The organism is Sedimentitalea nanhaiensis DSM 24252 (assembly GCF_000473225.1).
GTDB lineage: Bacteria > Pseudomonadota > Alphaproteobacteria > Rhodobacterales > Rhodobacteraceae > Sedimentitalea > Sedimentitalea nanhaiensis.
This window is the reverse complement of the sequence record NZ_KI421509.1, coordinates 543,550-562,634: the sequence shown is the minus strand read 5'-3', so window position 1 is coordinate 562,634 and position 19,085 is coordinate 543,550. Positions and strand designations below refer to the sequence as shown.

General features: G+C 64.2%; 13 protein-coding genes. All 13 read right to left on the bottom strand.

Features of this window, described 5'->3' with window-relative positions:
* The 13 genes from NANH_RS0104325 to NANH_RS0104265 all read right to left on the bottom strand — a co-directional run bounded on the left by NANH_RS0104325 (position 1) and on the right by NANH_RS0104265 (position 19,017).
* Complete coding sequence (locus NANH_RS0104325; protein ID WP_027260921.1) at positions 1-1,197, bottom strand: ABC transporter permease family protein; 1,197 nt, start codon at positions 1,195-1,197, stop codon at positions 1-3.
* Positions 1,191-1,907 (bottom strand): ABC transporter ATP-binding protein, encoded by a 717-nt coding sequence (locus NANH_RS25450; RefSeq protein WP_036049415.1) that lies wholly within the window; start codon positions 1,905-1,907, stop codon positions 1,191-1,193. The genes NANH_RS0104325 and NANH_RS25450 overlap by 7 nt, the downstream gene beginning before the upstream one ends.
* A 6-nt stretch (positions 1,908-1,913) precedes the next feature.
* Positions 1,914-3,854 carry a vWA domain-containing protein gene (locus NANH_RS0104315; protein ID WP_036050456.1) on the bottom strand — a complete coding sequence of 647 codons (1,941 nt, stop codon included), beginning with the start codon at positions 3,852-3,854 and terminating at the stop codon, positions 1,914-1,916.
* Positions 3,838-4,860, bottom strand: a complete 1,023-nt coding sequence (locus tag NANH_RS0104310; RefSeq protein ID WP_036050453.1) for a hypothetical protein — start codon at positions 4,858-4,860, stop codon at positions 3,838-3,840. Before NANH_RS0104310 ends, NANH_RS0104315 begins: the two co-directional genes overlap by 17 nt.
* A complete protein-coding gene (locus NANH_RS0104305; protein WP_027260918.1) occupies positions 4,857-7,499 on the bottom strand; it encodes a virulence factor SrfC family protein in 2,643 nt (880 codons plus the stop codon). The genes NANH_RS0104310 and NANH_RS0104305 overlap by 4 nt, the downstream gene beginning before the upstream one ends.
* Before the next feature lie 13 nt (positions 7,500-7,512).
* Complete coding sequence (locus NANH_RS0104300) at positions 7,513-10,596, bottom strand: virulence factor SrfB (RefSeq protein ID WP_036049413.1); 3,084 nt, start codon at positions 10,594-10,596, stop codon at positions 7,513-7,515.
* 5 nt (positions 10,597-10,601) lie between these two features.
* Positions 10,602-11,879 carry a hypothetical protein gene (locus NANH_RS25445; RefSeq protein ID WP_051372237.1) on the bottom strand — a complete coding sequence of 426 codons (1,278 nt, stop codon included), beginning with the start codon at positions 11,877-11,879 and terminating at the stop codon, positions 10,602-10,604.
* Positions 11,880-11,888: 9 nt separating this feature from the next.
* Entirely contained in the window at positions 11,889-13,616 is a 1,728-nt protein-coding gene (locus NANH_RS25440) for a trypsin-like peptidase domain-containing protein (RefSeq protein ID WP_051372236.1), read from the bottom strand.
* Positions 13,617-13,621: 5 nt separating this feature from the next.
* Positions 13,622-14,329: a hypothetical protein gene (locus NANH_RS0104285; protein WP_139236319.1), complete on the bottom strand. Its 708-nt coding sequence runs from the start codon at positions 14,327-14,329 to the stop codon at positions 13,622-13,624.
* Between the two features lie 415 nt (positions 14,330-14,744).
* On the bottom strand, positions 14,745-15,794 hold the full coding sequence (locus NANH_RS25435) for a GGDEF domain-containing protein (RefSeq protein ID WP_051372235.1): 1,050 nt from the start codon (positions 15,792-15,794) through the stop codon (positions 14,745-14,747).
* Positions 15,791-16,384, bottom strand: coding sequence for a heme NO-binding domain-containing protein (locus NANH_RS0104275; protein WP_027260915.1), 594 nt, complete (start codon positions 16,382-16,384; stop codon positions 15,791-15,793). Before NANH_RS0104275 ends, NANH_RS25435 begins: the two co-directional genes overlap by 4 nt.
* Positions 16,385-16,487: 103 nt before the next feature.
* Positions 16,488-18,266 carry a DUF4153 domain-containing protein gene (locus NANH_RS0104270; protein WP_051372234.1) on the bottom strand — a complete coding sequence of 593 codons (1,779 nt, stop codon included), beginning with the start codon at positions 18,264-18,266 and terminating at the stop codon, positions 16,488-16,490.
* A gap of 142 nt (positions 18,267-18,408) precedes the next feature.
* Positions 18,409-19,017, bottom strand: a complete 609-nt coding sequence (locus NANH_RS0104265) for a LysE family translocator (protein ID WP_027260913.1) — start codon at positions 19,015-19,017, stop codon at positions 18,409-18,411.
* Between the last annotated feature and the right edge of the window lie 68 nt (positions 19,018-19,085).

Here is a 19,085-nt window from a genome sequence, read left to right as displayed (position 1 = left end):
TCAGACCCCTTCCCGCAAAACGCTGGCCGGATCCAGCCGCTGTGCCGACCAGGCCGCAACCCCCGCGGCCCCCAGAACCAGCATCAAAACCCCGGTGCAGATCGCCAGCCCCTGCGGCAACGTGATCCGCGTCAGCCCCGCCTCACCGGGCAAGCCCTGTCCGAACAGCTCTGCCGCAATCTGCCCTGCGATCAGGTAAAACATAAATGAAATCGTCAGTCCGAAAAGCGAAGTGATCAAGGCCTGCACCACCGGGAACAGCGCCAGCTGGCGGCTCGGCACACCCAACAGCGCGATCCCCGCCAGCACAACCTTTTTGCGGCTCACATCGGACCAGAATCCCAATACCAGCGCCGCCCCCAGCCCCAGCGCCGCCAGCCCGGCCGTCAGCCCCAGCGCCAGGTTCAGCTTGCGCCCCAACCCCAGCAACGACTCGACGTCGCGGGTGCGCGCGGTGGTCCCGATGCTCAGGTGGCGCTCGATCCGGGCCTGCAGCGCGGCCAGATCTTCGAGCCGCCGCGCGTAGATCCGCACCCCTTCATAGGAGTCGACCCGCTCAGACAGATCGCGGGTGCCTTTGATGCCAAAGTCCGGCAGGCTGTAGGAATCATAGAACGCCTCGATCAGATCCAGCATCGCAAACGGGGTCAGCACCGCGCGCCCGGACACCGCCGTTTCGGGCAGCACGACGGCCACCGTGACCGGCAGGACCAACTGTTTGGGGCGCCCTTCGGCCTGGCTGATCAGCTCCAGTTGACTGCCCGTCGCCAGATCCAGTTGCGCGGCCAACTGGGCGCTGACCGCAACCTGGTCAGGGTCAATCTGCGTCTCGGGGGGCAGCGTCGGATCCCCGGACCCGGTTGGAATAATCAGCGCCGGGCGCATCCGGCGCCCTCCCTTGGCCCGCACGTTCATATAGTCGAACTGGCCCCGGACCTTGGGCGTCATGAACGCGATTTCGGGCCAGTCGCGCATCGCGACGAGATCGCCCCGGTCAAAGCTGGCGTTGCCCTGGGTGTCGATCTGCCGGTTGGCCGGATCGGCCAGCATCTCGCCGATCAGTGCCGTGTAGACCCCGTTCTTGACTCCGAACAGCACCAACAGCGGCACCAAGATACCCACCATCACCGCAACGTTGCACCACAAAAAGAACCGGTCGCGCATCAGGTCGCGCCAGGCCAGGGTCACGATCAGCATGTCAGGCCTGCGAGCGTGCCGGTCACCTGCGCGCCGCGGGTCCGGGTCGTCAGATGCAGGCGCGGAACGCCAAACCGGGCAATACGCGCGATATCATGACTGGACAGGATCACGCCGGTCTCCTGCTGACGCGCTGTTTCCAACAACAGTTCCAGAACCCCATCCGCGCTGTCGTTGTCCAGCGCTGCGGTGGGTTCATCGGCGATGACAAAGGGCGGGCGATGGGCCAGTGCCCGCGCAATGGCGACCCGTTGGCGCTGACCGATCGAAAGCGCGCCGGGCATCAGCGCGGCAACAGCGTTCAATCCCAATCTGTCGATCAACGCGGCGCACCCCGCCGCATCCGGACATCCATTCACCCGTTGCGGCAAGGCGATGTTCTCGGCGACGGTGAGAAACGGCATCAGACCGCCAGTCTGCGGGACAAACCCGAACAGCCGCCCGCGCATCGCCGCAAGCTCGGTGTTGCGCGCCCCCCTGTCCCATAGCGCGGCCAGATCGCGGTCGCCGCAAACATACCGTGTTCCCCGCCCCGGCGCGCGCAGCAGCCCGAGCAGTTCCAGCAACAGGGTCTTGCCCGATCCGCTGGTACCGGTCAGCGCCACCGCCTGTCCGGGTCGCACCTGCAAGTGATCGATCTGCAGCCGAAACTGCCGGTCGCCATCGCGCAGGCTGACGTGACCATCGCGCATGTACAGGCCAGCGGTCATCGGCGGTCAGGGCAACACATCAAAGGGCATGGCAAAGACATATTCCCCATCCGGCGCACCGTCATACAGCGGCGTCCAGACCGCCGGATCCAACAGCCACTTGCGGTATTGCACCAGTTTCTGGCGCATCCCGTCCAGAATCGCCCGCCGGTTCATCGCGCTCTGCGCCCACCGTTCCTGTGTGGTCAGCATCAACTGGCTTTCATAGGGCAGATCCTCAAGAAATTCGAGCGCCCCGCCCAATGTCTCGCTGTCGGTATTGATCAGCCGGTCGGGGTTCTGCGCCATCCGCGCAACCACATCGCGCACCTGGGAAAAGAAATTTGCAGCGTCTTCGGCGCCCCGGCTCTGTTCTCCCAGCGTCAGCAATTCGGACAGCAGATCCGCCATCGTCGCCATCTCGTTCTTGGTGACCAGCAGTCGCGGCTCGATGGCCAGCCGGGTGGGATCCTCGACCGCCTTTTCCGAGACCCAGCCCTCGATCACGTCAGGGGCCTGCGTGCCCTTGAGCCGCCCCAGATAGGCCAACTGCAAAGCCAGCCCCAGATTGACCAGCTCCGGCCCGGTGTCTTGCGGGCTGAGAACGCGGTTTTCATTGCGCGCCACCCTGATCACGTCGGTCAGGGCGGTGACCAACAAGGTCACCGTATCCTGAAACGCCTGCGGCGAGCCGTCCTCGATGCCGTAGTAAAACGTGTTGTCATGAAACCGCGACAGATCGCGATACTGACTGGCGGCATAGGCATGCTGGGCATCGCCCCCGGCAGGGGTCTGCAGGTGCAGGGTCATGACCGCCACCCCCTTGTCCTGGGCGTTGCGCTGCAATTCCTTGGCCCCGATCTGGCTGCGCGCGTTGGGATCGCGCACATCCTTGGGTCCGGCATCGGTGATCAGGATCACGATACGCGCGTCGAACGGATCACTGCCACCGCCGGTCCAATCGGTCAGATCGACCGCATCCTCGACCCCGGCCAGGCTGTCTTCGTTGAATCCGGGCGAATTGGCCTGCGCCACCCGTGTGGCGGCGCGGATCGTGGCCACCACAGGGGTCTGATCCTGCCGCCGCTGCAACGGCAACAGGGTGCGCGTGCGGTATTCCAGTTCGGGCGCGGCGGCGGTGTTGTCGCGAAACGCCACCACGCCGAACTGCACCCGGTCGCCAATCTCGGTGCCTTGCAGATCCTTGACGATCTTTTCCACCGCCGCCTGGGTGCGCTGAATATACGGATCCATCGATTGGGTGGTATCAAACACGAACACAATGCCCGCATCGAAACTGGCCGACGACGCCTGCGCCGGTTTGCCATCCTCGCGCAGCGGCACCGATGCGACCTTCATCAACAGATTCTCTTCGTAGTTCAGCGGGTGCAGATCCTGGGCGAAATCGAGGATCGGCATCAGATACAGCTGATCGACGATATTGACGAATTCCGGCGGTTCCACTGCGACAATGCCGCGTTCTTCGGGCACGGACCCGGCGGCGATCTCGGCCAGCATCCGGTCCTGCATGCCGCGCAAGCTTTCATGCTCCATCAGGTTGCGCAGCTTGTCTTCGTCGGCAAACAGGAACTGACGTTTGCGCCCGGCGCTGTTGGTAAAGGCGGCGACGATATTCTGTTTCCAGGGCACGACCGACTCGGCCCTGACCCAGCCGGTCGGCCCGCCCGAAACCGACGGACCCACCTGATACCATCCCGCTTGCGCACCATAGACATACAACGGCTGGAACGCCGGATAGCCCCGCGTCGGGTCGGCACCGGGGTCCGCGTGATGCAGCGCGCCCGGACGGGTCAGAACCCTTTGATAGACCGTCTTGCGCCCTTCGGCCAACAACGGTCGCTCGGTGTTCTGGCCCCAGACCGGCGCGACCGCACCGCCAAGGGCCGCCGTCACCCCAAGGGTCAGCGCAATGACACAGGCAGGCAACCGTTTACGAACAGAAATCATCATAAGCCCCTTTGGCTAAGGTCGCAGTGGACGCGGACAGGATCTGGCAGATATCCGCAAGATGGCCTTGGGCCCCGGCTGCACCGGCACCCGCCGCGCGGGCATAGTATTCCGCCGCCTTGGCTGGATCATCCTCAAAGGTCAGCCCCACCAGAGTCTCGATGCGCGGATCCAGCCGGGTGCCATCATAAAGCGTGCCGAACAGCAGCAGCGCGTCGCCATCGTCTTGCGCGGCGGCCTCTTCGACCAGACGCAGGGCCGTATCGGCCGAGACATCGGCACCGCATTTCCGGATCGCGTCGGCAATGGCGGTGAACCCACCCGCAACGGCCGACAGGGCGGCAAGGCTGCAATGCTCGGCCTCGGTTTCCCCGGCCTGGTCATCGTCCGGTAGAGGCCAGAGGTACCAGGCCGCAACGGCCCCAGCCACCATCAAGACCGCCAGAGGCCAGATCAGGCTGCCTATTCGAATTCTCCGTCCCGCCGGTTCCGGCGCCGTCGGCTCGGCGATTGGCGGCTGCACAAGGACAGTCTCTTCAACTTCGGGTGGATCCAGAGTATCGGCCGGGCGCGTTCCGACCAGTCGATCCGCCGACGCTTCGGCCATCTTGCGCGCCACCGGACGCAGACCGCCCAGTACCGCCGCACCGGCACGGGGCGGAACGTCATCGGGCCAGGACACATCATAGCCCTGCCGGTCTACCTCGATACGCAAGGGCATGTATTCGTCCAGCCGATTGACGATTTCGGGGCCGATCCGGACCCAGTCGGCCCCATCGTGGCGATGTACCTCATAGGGACCAAACCCGACGCGATCCGCCTGCCATACGGCGTCACCGATATCGATCCGGTCACCCTGCTCCGGGTGCGGGGCCAGCCAGCGCTCGCCATAGGAATCAAACACGGCCACCGACACCGGTGCATCCGGCAGACTGCCCGACGGCAGTTCGAGAAACGCATAACCGCCCGCCGGGTGCTGGGGGTCTGGATGAATCGTCAGGCTCATACCGCCGCGCACCCGTCCAGCGCCGCCAGGATCTGCCCCAGCCGCAAGTTCTGCTCGACGTTGATCTCGCCACCGATGCCGTCCTTGGCATTGGCCACAAACGCCGCGTCCAGCGCAAAGACCCAGTCGGTCCAGACCTGGTGCGCGACCGCGCGCGGTTGCGCGGGCAGATCGTCCACGGTGTCCGCCGCGGGAGCGTGTTGGAAAATCGGGCGGCTGTTGCCGTCGGGCGTCTGCACCTGTGGCCGATCCTTTGGCGGAATTTCGTCCATCCCCAGCGTTGCGACAAATCCGTTGATGCTCTCGGCCCCCAGGATTGAGGCAGGCTGCGCCTGTTTCTCGACGTTCAGGCCAAAATTCACCTGTTCCAGCTGCGCCGCTGTCCGCCGTCCCAACCCGGTGCGGCGCGCGGCATGGATCAGCTCGGCCACCAGATCCCCGGTGGTGGTTTCGCCCAGACCATAGGCCCCGCGCCGGGTACGGTCGTCACGGAACTGCTTCATCCGGTCGATCCAGATCTCGATCGCGGTCTCGGCCTGAAACTGCTCAAGCGTCATGGTGCGGATATCCGAATCCGGTGCCGCCGCCGCGTCAGGCCGGGTCACTGCCACCGGTGCGCGATCGGGGCGCGCCGGACGCTGCAGCACCGGTGCATCCCGCGTTTCGCCGGCCGCACTGACCGCACTGGTGATCCGTACCGAACTGGGCACCCGCGCGATGCGCCCCTCGATCTCATCCTGATCGACCATCAGCGCCGCCAGAACCGCGCCAAACCGGTGCCGCGCCAGCGCCTGTTCCAGATCGTCGATCACCCGCGTCACCGATTGCTGTTTCTCGGCAATCCGGGCCTGCACATCGTCACTGACATGGTAGGGGGCGATGGCCTGTTTCAACTCGGATTGGGCCTGCTGCAACTGGGCACGGATCTGGCGCAGCTTGCTGTCGGGTTTGCAGACCCGTTCCAGCGCCGCAGTCAAATAGCTGACTCCGCCGTCATTCAGCGACAGCGCCGCATCCCAGGCCGCCTTGGGATCCGCAAAATGGCGCTGTACCGACGGCGCGGCCAGACAGCCCGCGCGCAACTCGGCGATGCGGGCCTGCTTGTCGGTACGGATCTGCCGCTCGCGCTTGTCCGGATCATATTCCATCAGCCCGTCGACATAGAAATTCGGATTACGCAGCCAGAAACAGTTGTCAAACGCCCGCCCCGGCTCCCATTCACCGACCCAATTATCGCTGCCACGTCCGAATTTTTCCAGCAGCGACGCCCCCAAGCGCCGTTCAAACCGGGTTTCGTCACCGCCCTCGGCGGCGGAATCTCCCAGATGCTTGTCGAACTTGGTCAGCACCACAAACAGCACGCACGCGCTTTGCGCCCGCAATTCGGGGGTCGCGCCGTGGGTGGTGCCGATCCAGTTCTGTACCAGTCCGGGCAGGTCCACCGTTTCCATGTTACTGTCCGGCACACACAACAACATCGAGGTAATCTCCTGATTTTGCACATAACGGTCGAACAGATAAGCAACCTTGCCGCGCAATAGCAGCTCGGGCAGGATGGCGGCGGCATTGTCGTCAAACGCCTTGCCCAGATCCTGCTCAAAACGGTTGCGCGCACCGGGGAAATCCAGCAGATCGGTTTCCGCAAACATCGCCGAGGGCAGGCTCTGCATCGGCAGGACCAGTTCAGCCGCCAGACCACAGATGATCGACCGCGGCAGGGACACCGGCTGGCCATCGGCCGCCACCACAGCCAAAGGCGCGCCATCCGCCGCCCCGCTCAGGGTCTTGACGTCGATGATGGATGTTTCGCGCGGTACCAGCGCGTCGAGACCGGCAAAGACCTGATCGACATGGCCCAACTGTGCCAGCGCCTTGGCCAGCCGCGTATAAAGTTCCGACAGCGCGGCATGCCCCCCCCACAGCAACGCAAAAAACGCCGCGCGGTCCTCGGGGCTGAGCCCCGGCGCAATCACCGCCGCGTCTTCCCAGAACGGGCGCAGCGCAACGGCATAGGCTTCGCGCCCAAACGCCGTCTCGACATATTCGCCGATCTCATGCACGTCGTCCTGGCTCATGCCGGCGCGTCCGGCCCCGGCGCGGGCCTTGAACGCATCCAGATGGGCTGCGATCTCGGCAGCCTCGGGGCTGGGTTCGCTGCGGTCGCCATCCATGAAAAAACTGTTCAGCAGAGTGCGGATGATATCCGCCTCGCTCAGCAGAGTCAGTCGCACCGGATACCCGTCCGGCGTCGGGGCATGGTCCATGGTGAACCGCGTCACCAGACCCGTGCTTTCGCCTTCGCCCTCGGGGTTGATCTCGCGGATGTAATCCAGGGTGCCGCCCGGACCGTTAAAATCGGCCACCAGCGGGCCGTCCTCGGGGCGCGCCAGCACCGAGACCAGAAACGACTTGCCCGCCTGGCTGGGGCCAAACACACTGACCGACATGCGGCTTTGCGCCGCGCGGGCCAGACGCCGCGCCCGACGCGCGCCGCGCCGCATCATCTGCACCAGAGACTTGGTTTCCGACCCGACCAGTTCGGCGTTGTCCGCATCGGTGATCCAGGCCAGCGCCTGTTCGGTCAACTTGGCAAATTCGCGACAGTCCGCCGCCAGTTGATCTTGGTCCTGTGTGCTCATACCCGCGCCCTCCTCACAACCGGAACAGCCCCGTGTCGATCCAATAGTCATCCTCAAAACCCAGCGTGTGCAGACGCAGTTCGACCTCGCTCACCTTCATGCCGGTCCCCTCGCTGTCCTCGACCTCGCTCACCACAAAGGCCTCGCGCATCGCTTCGCGGCGCAGCACGGTTTCGCTGGTCTCGCGGTCCGGGTCCTCGTCGAATTCGGTGCGCTCAAAGGTCACCGCCAGCGGCGCGCGCGATTGGGCGGACTGGGTGGCAAAATCCAGCCGGTACAGCGGCGTGGTGGTCCAGCGTTCCAGCGGCAATTGCCGCGACCCCAGATACACCGGCGTGTACATGGTGATCTGCGCCACCAGATCGCTTTCGGTCTTGCGCGCATCCAGATCGACATCGGCAAACAACACCCGGTCGGCCATGATCTGCCCCGAGCTGTCCATTTCGCCGATATAGCGCGCTGTGGATTGCATCCGGAACGCCCCGGTTTCGACCTTGAAATTCGGAATCCGGCTTTCGGACAGGGCAATCAGCATGCCCCCGACGGCGACCGTCGATTTCGGGTCGCCGATCCGCTGTGTGACCGGATCTCGGAACGGATACCACCGCCCCGTCTTGTAGCTGTGCATCGATATCAGCCGGTGCGGCGGCACCACCAGCATCTCTTCCAAAATCGCGCGCACCGCCGGCAGGCGCGAGGGCCGCCCCGTCAACAGCACCACATCCACGCCCAGATGATCGATTACCTCGGCCAGGTTGCTCAGCGCCTTCTGGAACACTTCGCGTGCAATGGCGTCTACGTCTTCGCGACTGAAGGTCAGATCCACAGCCTTCAGACGGAAATCGACCGCCCCCAGATCGCGTGCTGCCTCCTCGATATAGGCAATCAGCGTCTCGGGCACCTGGCTGTCGCCGGCCGGGTCCTCACCGCCCAGCGGCAGCACATCGCGCAGCGCCAGGGTCAGAGGCTGGAACTCACCGGCGGTTTCACAGGCCTTCAGGATGGCAATCGAAACCGGCATCAGCACGCGCAGCGCAAACTGCCGTCGTTTCTGCACGCTCTGCTGATCAAGCCCGCCAATATCCCCGGCAAAAAGCTCGCGCAGTTTCTCGCCGACAAACCGGCCACCCGCCGCCTCGATCGACGCTTGCAATCCCGGCAGGATGATCGCGGCGATGATCCGTTGCAGCATGTCATCGCCCGCCACCCGGAACCCTTCGCGAAAGGTCTGGCGCGGCTGCAGCATGCGGCCCGCCTCGGCCCAATAGGTCGTCACCATCAAATCCGTGGTGCCACCGCCGATGTCGATACAGGCCAGTCGCAGCGACGGTTCCGCCTGCGCCCCCGGCACGCGCGCACGGGGTGTTCCCTTGAGACCCAGAAACCGATCTATCCTCCCGTCGAATTTCTGTGTCAGTTCGGAATAGAGATAGACCAGCTGTGTTGCGCTGGCCTCGTCCCATTCCACGATCAGCTCCGGCATCCGGCTGATGCTGCTATCGCCATCCTTCAGCCCCAGCATCGCCCAGACCAGCGCCAGCGCGCCCTTGGCCTTTGAGCGGATGATGGCCTGTTCCTGCGCCGTCGTTGCCGTGGGCAGGGTCAGGATGATCCGGTCCAGCCGCCGTGGCAGTTCCGATTGCGGGCGCCGCGCCCGGCTGGCCGGGGCGTTCACCTGTATCAGCGCATGGGCAATGATCTCGGCCAGCATGAACCCGAACAGCGAGGCGCGCGAAAACCGGGGCCGGATCGCCGGGGATTTCGCCGTCTTGCCACGTGGACGCAACCGGGCCTTTTCATCGGCCTCGATCTGTTCCAGCACATCGCCCGCCTCGTTCAGATGGCGCATCGCCGCGCGCAGGGACTTGGGCAGGTTGTTGGGGTCCGAATGGTGATGAAACCGCCAGTCCTGCAACATCGGCGCGTCGTCCCACAGATAGCGTTTCGGACTGGACAGCCCCGAGGCGGTCTCGGTCCCCTCTTCGCCCGCCACCAGCCGCAGCGCTTCGGGACCGATACGCACGAAGCTGGGCCACAAGAACCCGTTGCGCCGGCCCGAGCGGCTGGCATAGCGTTCGTCGCCCATCCGATGCTCGCAAAACTCGACCCGGCTTTCAAACAGGCCCGAGTAATGGAATTCGGGCCGCGACAGGTCGCGCACCTCCAAAGGAAAAGACCGCGCCAGGTCCAGCCGCGTTTCACCCGGAAACCGCTCGATCAGGATGCCGCAGGTGCGCGAATTGCCCACGTCCAGCACCAGCTCCACCTCGACCGGGGTGGTGCTTTCGCGCACGCTGACCGTATTGGCGAACCGCAGTTTCGGGATCGAAACCGCGTGTTCGATCAGACGCAGATAGGCCAGATAACGCGCCCAATGCTCAAATTTATGCGGCAGCTCGTTATGGGTGATCCGCCGTCCCGGCCGCTCGGCACGTTTATAGGACATAAAGGTGTCGTCCAGCCAGTCCGACACCCATTTCTGCAAATCCAGCATCTGCCCGTCGCTGTCCGGCTCCAGCCGTCGCAAGAACCAGTCCATCCGCGCCGGATCGCTGACGAACCTGAAATCGCGCGACTTTTCCGCATCGCTGCGCTCGGGCGCGACATATTGAAAACTCTGATCCCCGGCCATCAGCGCCGTATCCAGCGCCAGCTGCACCCGATGGGTGTGTCCGCTCACCGGGTCCGGTTCCTCCAACTCGACAGTGCGGATGCGGGCCCAACTGGACGGGCCGGGATCAAACCGTTCCTCGCCGCCCGGCCCGCGGTCGGTCTTGATCCGCAGCACCGGCACCGGCATCCATTTTGACAGGAACGGCTCCAGCGCCGCCACCGCGCGCACCGAATATTCGTCGTCCTCAGGCGTGGCGTTCTCTTCGACAACCGCGTCGCTGTCGGTATCCCCGGTCAGCGGCAGCAGCGCCCATTCCTCGGCCGCGTCGGTGCCGCCGACGACCCGTTCGACAAACCGCGCATTCTTCAATTCGAGCGTGTCCAGCCGAAAGCCGAAATCAAGGATCTGCGTCCCTGAATAGGGCACCAGCGTCACTTCAGAGCGCCAATCGGTCAGCTGCGCCAGATGGTGTGAATGCTGCATCCTGCCTACCTTGAAATGCTTATGTTTAACGACCACTCAGGGGCCTTGTCACTGACTGTACCAGAATATGACCGGGAACGGCCATCCTGACGCAATACATGCAGCGTCACCGGTTTTTCCCCCTCCGTCCGGTCTCCCTTGAGCGTCGCGCGCACCTTATACAGGCCCGGTGTCACCTGATCGAACACGATGTTTTCGACCGGGTCCGCCACCGCCTGGGCGCGTTTCACATTGGCGTCCAGATCAAAGCTGCCACCGCAATCGCTGCGGTTCTTGTACGAAATCTCCTGCCCGCCCGGGCAGATCACCGCCAGATCGATATCGTCTTCGCTGGCCCAGGACAGCGCAAAATTCAGCGCGCCGCGTTCGGCTCCGCGCGCAACAAGCCGCCGCCCCACGGCCTCGGGCGACAGGTCGGTCTTGTCAGAGGGATCCGCCCGATCGGGCACAGATTTGTCCGGGCCGGTCTTGGGCAGCGGCGGTGCCGGCAGAATCGGAACGCCAGGCTGACAACCGCGATCCAGCAGGGCCAATTCGCGTTGCAACCGCGCCACCTCGTCCTCGATCACCTCGCGCTCGCCGGGGATGGCGGACACCTCGTCGGGGGTGCGCGGGCAATATCCCAGCCGCCCCGGAGTCAGCCCGCAGGGCGCAATCAGCAGATACAGGATATAGCCCAGCATCAACGCCAGCAACAGCCACCCCAGCAGGATCAGCCACCACCACGCGGCCGACGCATTCCCCGGCGTGGAAGCCGCTCCAGCGGCAGGCGCCATTGCCGCCTGCTCCGCCCCTGGCCTGGGCACCATCGCGGTCAGAACCCCGCGCACCGATTGCTGTGCGTCCCGCAGCCAGGCCCAATGCACCAACACCGGATGCAGCGCACCGTCAGCATCCCGAACCACGTGGACCATGCTGTCATCGGGGATCTCGATGGCATTGGCCAGCGCCTCCGACAGCCGCTGATCCTGCGCATCAGCGCTCTCGCCCAGACGCTCGGCCTCGGTGCGTATGTCGGCGACCAGAACGCCCAATCTGTCCCGCACCGCCTGCTGCTGATCCTCCGGCAGGTCCGGCAACGGAACCGCCGCCCCCGCCATCGGCGCATACCAGTCGACCCTGTCGCCATGTTCGGTCGCCACCGGCTCGGCAAACAGCCGGGCGTGGTCATGGCCCAACCGGCTGCGCACCGTCTCGCTGACCAACTCAAAGGACCGCTGGGCCGCCGAGCCCAGAGGCCGCAACCCTGCGGTCGAGGTGGTGACCAGGAAGGCTTCGAACATCTGCGGCCCCTAGTCCGATCCGGGCGCGGTTGCGGGGGCCGAAGTCTTGGCCTCCGCGCGCATCACCACCGGGGCGCAGGGCGCGCTGTCCACCTCGGGCGCGGCCACTGTGCCGTTCAGAAACGCCATCAGATCCCCCGAACTCAGCGCAAAGCCGCGGTTCTGCAAACGACCCTTTCGCACAAAGGTGTTCACCCCGACCAGACGTCCGCACATATCCACCAGCGGGCCGCCCGAATTGCCGCTGGACAGCGCGGCGGAATGCATCAGAACGTGTGTCTGCGCACCGATCTGCTGTTCGGTGTTGATGATGCCATCGGTCACGGTCAACCCCGGCACCGCGCCCAGATCACCGGATTTCAGGGCCGCATAGCTGACATCGGTTGCCAGCACATCCCCGGGGAACCCGGCGGCCACCACATTGTTCAACTGCAACGATGCGGATGGCAAATGGACGGTAAAGGCCGGCGTGTCCGTTTGGTCGATCTGCAACAGGGCAAAATCGCCCCCCGCCTCCATCAACGGCCCCTGGCTTTTAAGAACCCGCGCCGGTTGCGGCGACGACAACACGCCACCGGTCACCAAAATTTGCCCGCCCTCGACCAGCCCCGGCTCAATCACATGCCGATTGGTCACCACCAGGCCGGGGCCGATGAAAAACCCGGTACCCGTCGTCACCCCGGTCGCGCCCGGCGACGCCAGAACCAGCACCGTGCGCGCCTCGATCAACTGCAACAGGCTGCCCTCGCCCGCCGCGTTTGCCCCATCCGGCACCTGCACGCGCGCCGGGCTGTTGGGCAACAGCGCATCGGGAATAACGTTGGCCTTTCGCTGCGGTGCGACGCCAACTGCGGGCGGCGTCAGCCCCTCGGGCGTGCGCCCGTCGGGCAGCACCAGAATTCCGTCCGGTCGACACACCGCCCCATCCAGCGCCGCCTGCAGTGTCGCCCGGCGATCGCGCAGGCTGTCGTTCAGCGCGCGCGCCGCCTGTAATGTGGCCTGCTCGGTGACGGCGGGCACTGTGCCGCTGCGGGCAAACAACCGTGTCCCCGGCATCAACAGCCAGGCCAAAACCGCCCCCGCCAGAACCAGCAGGATCGCCAAAGGCACCCAGGCGATGGGCGAAACCACCCGACGCGCCGGCTCTCGGCCGGGTCCCGTTTGGGCCGCAACCGCAGCCCCGGCAGCAGCCGTGACAGATGCCGGTGGCGTCGATGGTACCGCCTGTGTCGGAGCCGAAGCCGGGGCCAGGGAAAGATACCGGCCGAGCGTCTCGGCAAAATGCGCCGGACGCAGACCGACATTGGCGCCGCCGCCCCCCGGCAGCAGCCCCCAGTTCACGATCACCGGCCTGTCGCCCACCACCAACACATTGTCGTGGCCATAGACGCTCAGCGCCCCCAGCGCGAGATCGGCGGTTTCGGGCTGTTCGGCCAGGACCCGCAAGGGGCGCAGATGGTCGCTCAGATAGGTCTCGACCCGGTCTCGTTCGGTCGGCGACAGGCTGGCCAGAGGGCGGGCTTCGCCTTCACCCTCGCCATACCAGGAAACGGTGGGCGGCGCGGTGTCATTGCCCTGGCTGACCAGCGGTTCGGCAAACAACCCCGCCACCTCGGGTCCGGCCCGTTCGGCCAGCAGCCTGCGCAATTCGCCATGGCGCTGCAGCACCGGCACGCCGTTGGCCTCGACAAAATCCTCGGGCGTCACGCGGATCTTGGACAGGAAATGATCGGCCATCGCGGTTATCTCCCGGCCCGGCGCAGCGTCGCTTCGCCCCGGCCTCTGGTTTCGGGTTGATAGGTATCGCATTTCGCAGTGCCGCGCGCATCCAGCTTGCAGGTCACATCGCGGCGAAAGATCGACGCACCGTTGTCACATTGCAGATTGCCCGGTTCACGCATGGTCAGGGTGCCATTGCCCGGCATCCGCCCGCGCAGCCGTCCATTGCAGCGCGCGCCGTCGGTCGACCGCATCTGTTCGGTGCCGTTGCCGTTCTTGTCAAAACAGATGCGCCAGTATTTGAACCGGGTGATCTTGCCGGTGTTGATATCGCGCACCGCATAATCCGACGACAGCTGCCAACAGCCCTCCATCACCGACATGTCCCGGCCATCGAACGCATCCGGCGCGAGACCGCTGGGCGTTTTTGGCTTGGCCGGCGGTTTGGGCCTGGGCGGCGGCGGCGGGGGCGGCAGCGGTGGTGGATCCGCTTCGCAGACCAGCCCGGCCAATTGCTGCTCAAGCGCGCCGACTTGCGAGGAAAGATCGGCATTGGCCCGGTCGGCAACCGCCAGGTCCGCCCGCAATGCCAACAGATCCGCATTCTCGCATACGCTGATGATGCGCTGCGAAAACGGCAGGCGTACCCCGCAGGACCGCAACAACAATGCGGCCGAGATTCCGATCACCGCCACCAGCAGCAGGGTCAGCAGGGTCAGGGCAAATCGCATGGCAGCCTGATGATCATGTTTCCCGTCTCCTGCCCCGTAGCGCCGCATTGCCATCCAAGGCCCTGCGCCGATGTCGGCGAATGGCTCTATTTCAACAGCTTGACCCTATGCCGCTCGGCTCGAAGGCTGCAAGGGCTGTCTTTCCAGATCGCGGAACGGACGCGCCAACGGGGCCGAAAATGGCCGGTTTTCCCCTCTGGATCGGGGCAGACACGCAAAACTGACGCAATTGTGTAAGAATTTGCCCTGCCGCGCCGCCACAGTTTTCCCGTTGCGGCACGTATAAAGCCGGAAACGGAATGTGCGGTCTTTGCTGAATATCCCGCAAAACGCCGCAGAAATTCAATCCGGACCCGCAGCCGAAACCGTTCGGAAACCGGATGTTACGGGGCTTTGGAACGGCTCTGCCGTGTCGTCAGTACGCCGCTCGCGCGGATGTTTCCGGCGGCATAGACGATGAAGGAACCGGTTCTTGCGAACTGTCGGTCAAATCGGAGCTATAGAATGTATGACAGGCGCGGCCCGCCCGTTTGGACTTGTACAGCGCGATATCTGCCTTGTGCAACAACTCCGCCGGGTCCCCCGTCGCCGACTGGTTAGAAAACACCGTGCCTATGCTGGCCGAAATCTGGCAGGTCTGCCCCTCGATTTGGATCGGCTCTTCCAGCCGATCGATCATGCGTCGCGCGATCCGCGCCAATTTCTTGCGATCCAGCAGCCGGTTGAACACCAGAACAAACTCGTCGCCGCCAACCCGCGCCACCATATCCTCGTCGCGGGTTTCCTCGACCATGATCCGCGCCGCCTGTTGCAGGACATGATCGCCGGCGGCATGACCCATGGTGTCATTCACCGCCTTAAAGAAATCCAGGTCGAGATTCATCAGGGCAAACGGAACCGGACTGGCCACCATCCGCGCCAGCACGTGATCCATCGCCCGGCGGTTCTTGAGACCGGTCAGCGTGTCGGTAAACGCCTGCTCCTCGGCCGCGATCATCGCCCCCTGCAGACGCAGATTCAACTTGCGCGAGGCTTCCATCGCGGCAGATTTTGCCTCGACCAGATACAACAGCTCTATGGTCAGATCGGTGGCCGAGAAATCCGCGCTGGTCAGGGCATAATCGCGCACGGCATCCAGCACAGAAATGCCAAAGGACAGATTCACAATGGCACCCGTCCCATCCGGAACCGGCACGATCACCCCCTTGAGAGAGGTGCGCGGCTCGTCCCGGAACTGCAGGTGCAGCTTGGTACCTGCATTGGCCAGAAGACCCGTCAGGTTCGCCACCGCCCGCGGTCGGGTCAGTTCGAACAGTTCCAGAAACCGCTCGCCCGCCATCTGCATGTCTGGGCGCAGTTTTTGCAGGGTCGGACCGACCCGCACGATATGCCCGGTCGGATCCAACAGCACGAACATCGGACACATCAGTTCAAGCGTATCGGCCAATTGATCGCGGTCAATCATCCTGCACGTGCCCCCAGATCAAAGCTTCGGCCTTCGGCATAAGCGGTTTCGACCAAAGTGATGGAAATGACATCCCGTCCGTTCCCGTTGCCGCCACCCTGACGGTCCAGCATCACCAGCGCGCCGTAGTCGTCGGCCATCGCCCGCAACAGCCCGACCAGCACGCTGCCAAGGCCCGGCAGACCCGGATGGCAGGTCAGGCTGAATTGGCCGGCTGCATGTTCCCGCAGCTCCAGCGCCGGCAAATGCAGATCCGACACCGCCAACCGTGTGCGATCGGGCAAATCATCCAGCGAATGCAGAAACTCCACATAGGTCACGCCGCCAAACCGCAACAACCGGCGCAGGGATTCAACCTGGGGATTGGACACAAGGAAAGTGCCGATATCTTCCAGCACCTCGTCCAGCGGACGGTCCAGTTCGGCGGCCATCGCATCCAGCATGCCAAAGGACTGCTCTTCGTCATAGATCAGCATCGCCTCGTACTCGCAAAACTCCAACCCCGCTGCCTCGGTCACCCGCTGCCAGCGATCGGTGCCGTAGGTCGTGCAAAAAAATGATTGGATGGCTCTGTTGATCAAACCATGCATGTCGGCCCCTTTGCTTGACGTATCAAAACATCGCCAGACAGGTCTTAAGAAAGGCCTGACATTCGCAATTCGACCTATTTTTTCACGCCGGATGACACCGGGCTCACGGCGCCGCCCCCAAAACCGCACCGCCGATGAACAGCGCATTGCTGCCACTGGGGCGAATCTGAAATTCGCCGTCCAGCGCCTGTGCCACCGCTTCCCCTGGCAGTATCGGCCAGCTGTTGGCCACCGGGTCGAAAACATCGCGCACCGCGGCTTCGCCCGGCATACGCAGAACCACATGGTCGGCCCGTGCCGTGCCGTCGCCGTCCAGATACAGCACGATGCCCTGCGCACCGGCCGGGGCCGACGGCGAGAACGCGCCCTGAACCAGAACGCAGCCCGCCCGCCCGTCCGGCAGGCGGCGCCGACATCCGGTTAGCCACTGGTCCAGCCGGTATGCGGGCGCCGCCGCCAAAAGCCCCGGTGACATCCGGCTGCCCTGCGGGCGCACCGCCATTACCTCCAGCAACGCCCGTGCGCGATCCGGAGCCGACCTTGCCTGTACCGCCTGCTCAAACTGGAACGGGTTCACCTCGTTGCGCACGTCCTGAATGCGCGCCAGCAACTCGGCATGATCCGCGCGATCCGTCATGGTCTCAAGCCGCGCCAGCGCCGCTTTCCCGGCGCGCCCCCAGTCATGCCCCATTTGCCACAACGGAAGCTGTACGAGCTTGCTTTGCCCGGCCTGAAACCGGGCCAGCTGACTGGCGCTCGACAAGCGATAGACATCCAGAACGGGCGTCATCCACAACGCCAGAACGGCGATGGCCGCCAAAGCCATCGCAACATTGACCCGGCGGACGCGCGCCATCCAGCCGGTGCGCCCAAGACACGCGGCACCATAACCCAGCCCATAGGCCAGCAGGAACATCGCAAACAGGCTCGCCAAAATCCGATCCGGGGTCCAGCCATAGTCACGCACCCGCAGCACCAGCGCCCAGACCGCCAGCGCGGCCAGCAACGGCAACAAAAGCGCCAGACCGCGCGTGGCCCCCCGCAACCCACGGGTCCGCACCGCGGTCTCATCGCTGCGATCCAGAGCCACGCTGATCAGTGTGACCGCCGCAATCGCCGCCCCCATCAACGGACCCGCCGCCGAGAAATCGCCAAACAGATCCGACAGCCCCCGCACCGGCACCGCCACCAGAAACACCGCCACCACGGCCAGAACCACCGGCACCAAAAGCCGAAACAGCCGCAGAAATACAAATGGAGAGATCGTGTCGCGCAGTTCGTCCACCACGGCCAGACCCAACCCCAGAACCGCACCGCTCAGCCCGAACCGCGCCCAATCCGTTCCCAGCACCTGGCCAATCGCGTCGATATCAACCAGCTTGAGCAGCGAATCCGACAAAAAGACCACCAACCAGAACACCGCCACAAAGGCCCAGGCGGCGACATAGCGCACCGTCATGGTCCAGGCCGCGTCAAACAGGCTGGCATAGCGCAACACGGACGGTCGATCCTGCAACCAGACCAACAGGAACGGCGTGGAAAACAGCACCAAAAGCGCGGCCACGCCCAGCATCGCCGGATCGTCCAGAAGATCGGTCGCCTGCACCTGCCGCAGCCCCGCAAGGCTGACCAGAGCCGTCACGGGAACGGTCAGCGCCAGCGCCCCCGCCAAAGCACGCCCGACCGAAACCGGCCCGGCCAACGCCAGGGCCACCCCGAAATAGACCGGCACAAAGATGAACAGCGCCAGAAAAACCGGCGCAGCCAAAGCCGTGTCGTCCCAGTGATCGCTCAGCAGCCACAGCCCCAGCGCCGCCGCCGCCCCCAGGGCGGCCAGCACCATGCGGTGCACGGCGATCTGCTGTTCGTTGTTCAGTGCCATGTTTCGCCTGTCATGATCCGGCCATCTTCATAATCGTCATCGTATCACCCGATGCGCGGACATGTGGTGAGACCAAAGATCCCCGACGACAGCGCGACAGGTCGATGCGGTTGTCCGCTCCTCGCCCCAAGACACCTTTGTCCTAGTTGGAAACCGCCAGCTTCGCACCCAGAAAACCAAAGGTGCCGGCAAAACAGCGTCTAATCCAACTCATGACCGAGGGGCGGCGAATGACAAAATCTCTCGCAAAAGAAGCAAACGCCCCATAGACCACGAAGACCGCGAACGTCATGATCATAAAGACCATCGCCAGCACCACCAGAGACAGGGTCGCGCTGGTTGCAGCAGGCGAGATAAATTGGGGCAGGAACGCCAGAAAGAACAAGGATAATTTCGGGTTCAGGACGTTCAACACCGCGCCTGTTGCCGCGACGCGAAAATGGCTGGCTTCTTCCCTGTTTTCCGACACCTCCATGACCGTGTCGTCTTTCAGGATCTTCCAGGCCATGTAGAACAGGTAAGCAACGCCCATGAACTTGACGACCTGAAACGCCAGCGCGCTGGTGTGCAGCAGTGCCGCCAGACCGATGATACTGGCCACCGCAGCGGGAACGATGCCAAGCGTACACCCGAACGCCGCTGCAACGCTGGCCCTGAATCCGCGCCCAAGACCGATGGCCAGAGTATAAATGACGCCGGTTCCGGGCAACAGCACCACGACAAGCGAGGTCATCAGAAATTCAACCGACATGACTTTTGCTCCTGCGAGTCCTCTGTCTCTGCTTAAACCGCAAAACCATCGACCTTGGCAATGCTTGC

Excerpts from the sequence above, each read along its gene's own strand:
- NANH_RS0104275 (WP_027260915.1), bottom strand. The coding sequence starts at position 16,384 with ATGCATGGTTTGATCAACAGAGCCATCCAATCATTTTTTTGCACGACC.
- NANH_RS0104310 (WP_036050453.1), bottom strand. The coding sequence starts at position 4,860 with ATGAGCCTGACGATTCATCCAGACCCCCAGCACCCGGCGGGCGGTTAT.
- NANH_RS0104325 (WP_027260921.1), bottom strand. The coding sequence starts at position 1,197 with ATGCTGATCGTGACCCTGGCCTGGCGCGACCTGATGCGCGACCGGTTC.
- NANH_RS0104270 (WP_051372234.1), bottom strand. The coding sequence starts at position 18,266 with ATGGCACTGAACAACGAACAGCAGATCGCCGTGCACCGCATGGTGCTG.
- NANH_RS0104285 (WP_139236319.1), bottom strand. The coding sequence starts at position 14,329 with ATGCGATTTGCCCTGACCCTGCTGACCCTGCTGCTGGTGGCGGTGATC.
- NANH_RS0104315 (WP_036050456.1), bottom strand. The coding sequence starts at position 3,854 with ATGATTTCTGTTCGTAAACGGTTGCCTGCCTGTGTCATTGCGCTGACC.
- NANH_RS25445 (WP_051372237.1), bottom strand. The coding sequence starts at position 11,879 with ATGTTCGAAGCCTTCCTGGTCACCACCTCGACCGCAGGGTTGCGGCCT.
- NANH_RS25435 (WP_051372235.1), bottom strand. The coding sequence starts at position 15,794 with ATGATTGACCGCGATCAATTGGCCGATACGCTTGAACTGATGTGTCCG.
- NANH_RS0104265 (WP_027260913.1), bottom strand. The coding sequence starts at position 19,017 with ATGTCGGTTGAATTTCTGATGACCTCGCTTGTCGTGGTGCTGTTGCCC.
- NANH_RS0104300 (WP_036049413.1), bottom strand. The coding sequence starts at position 10,596 with ATGCAGCATTCACACCATCTGGCGCAGCTGACCGATTGGCGCTCTGAA.
- NANH_RS0104305 (WP_027260918.1), bottom strand. The coding sequence starts at position 7,499 with ATGAGCACACAGGACCAAGATCAACTGGCGGCGGACTGTCGCGAATTT.
- NANH_RS25450 (WP_036049415.1), bottom strand. The coding sequence starts at position 1,907 with ATGACCGCTGGCCTGTACATGCGCGATGGTCACGTCAGCCTGCGCGAT.
- NANH_RS25440 (WP_051372236.1), bottom strand. The coding sequence starts at position 13,616 with ATGGCCGATCATTTCCTGTCCAAGATCCGCGTGACGCCCGAGGATTTT.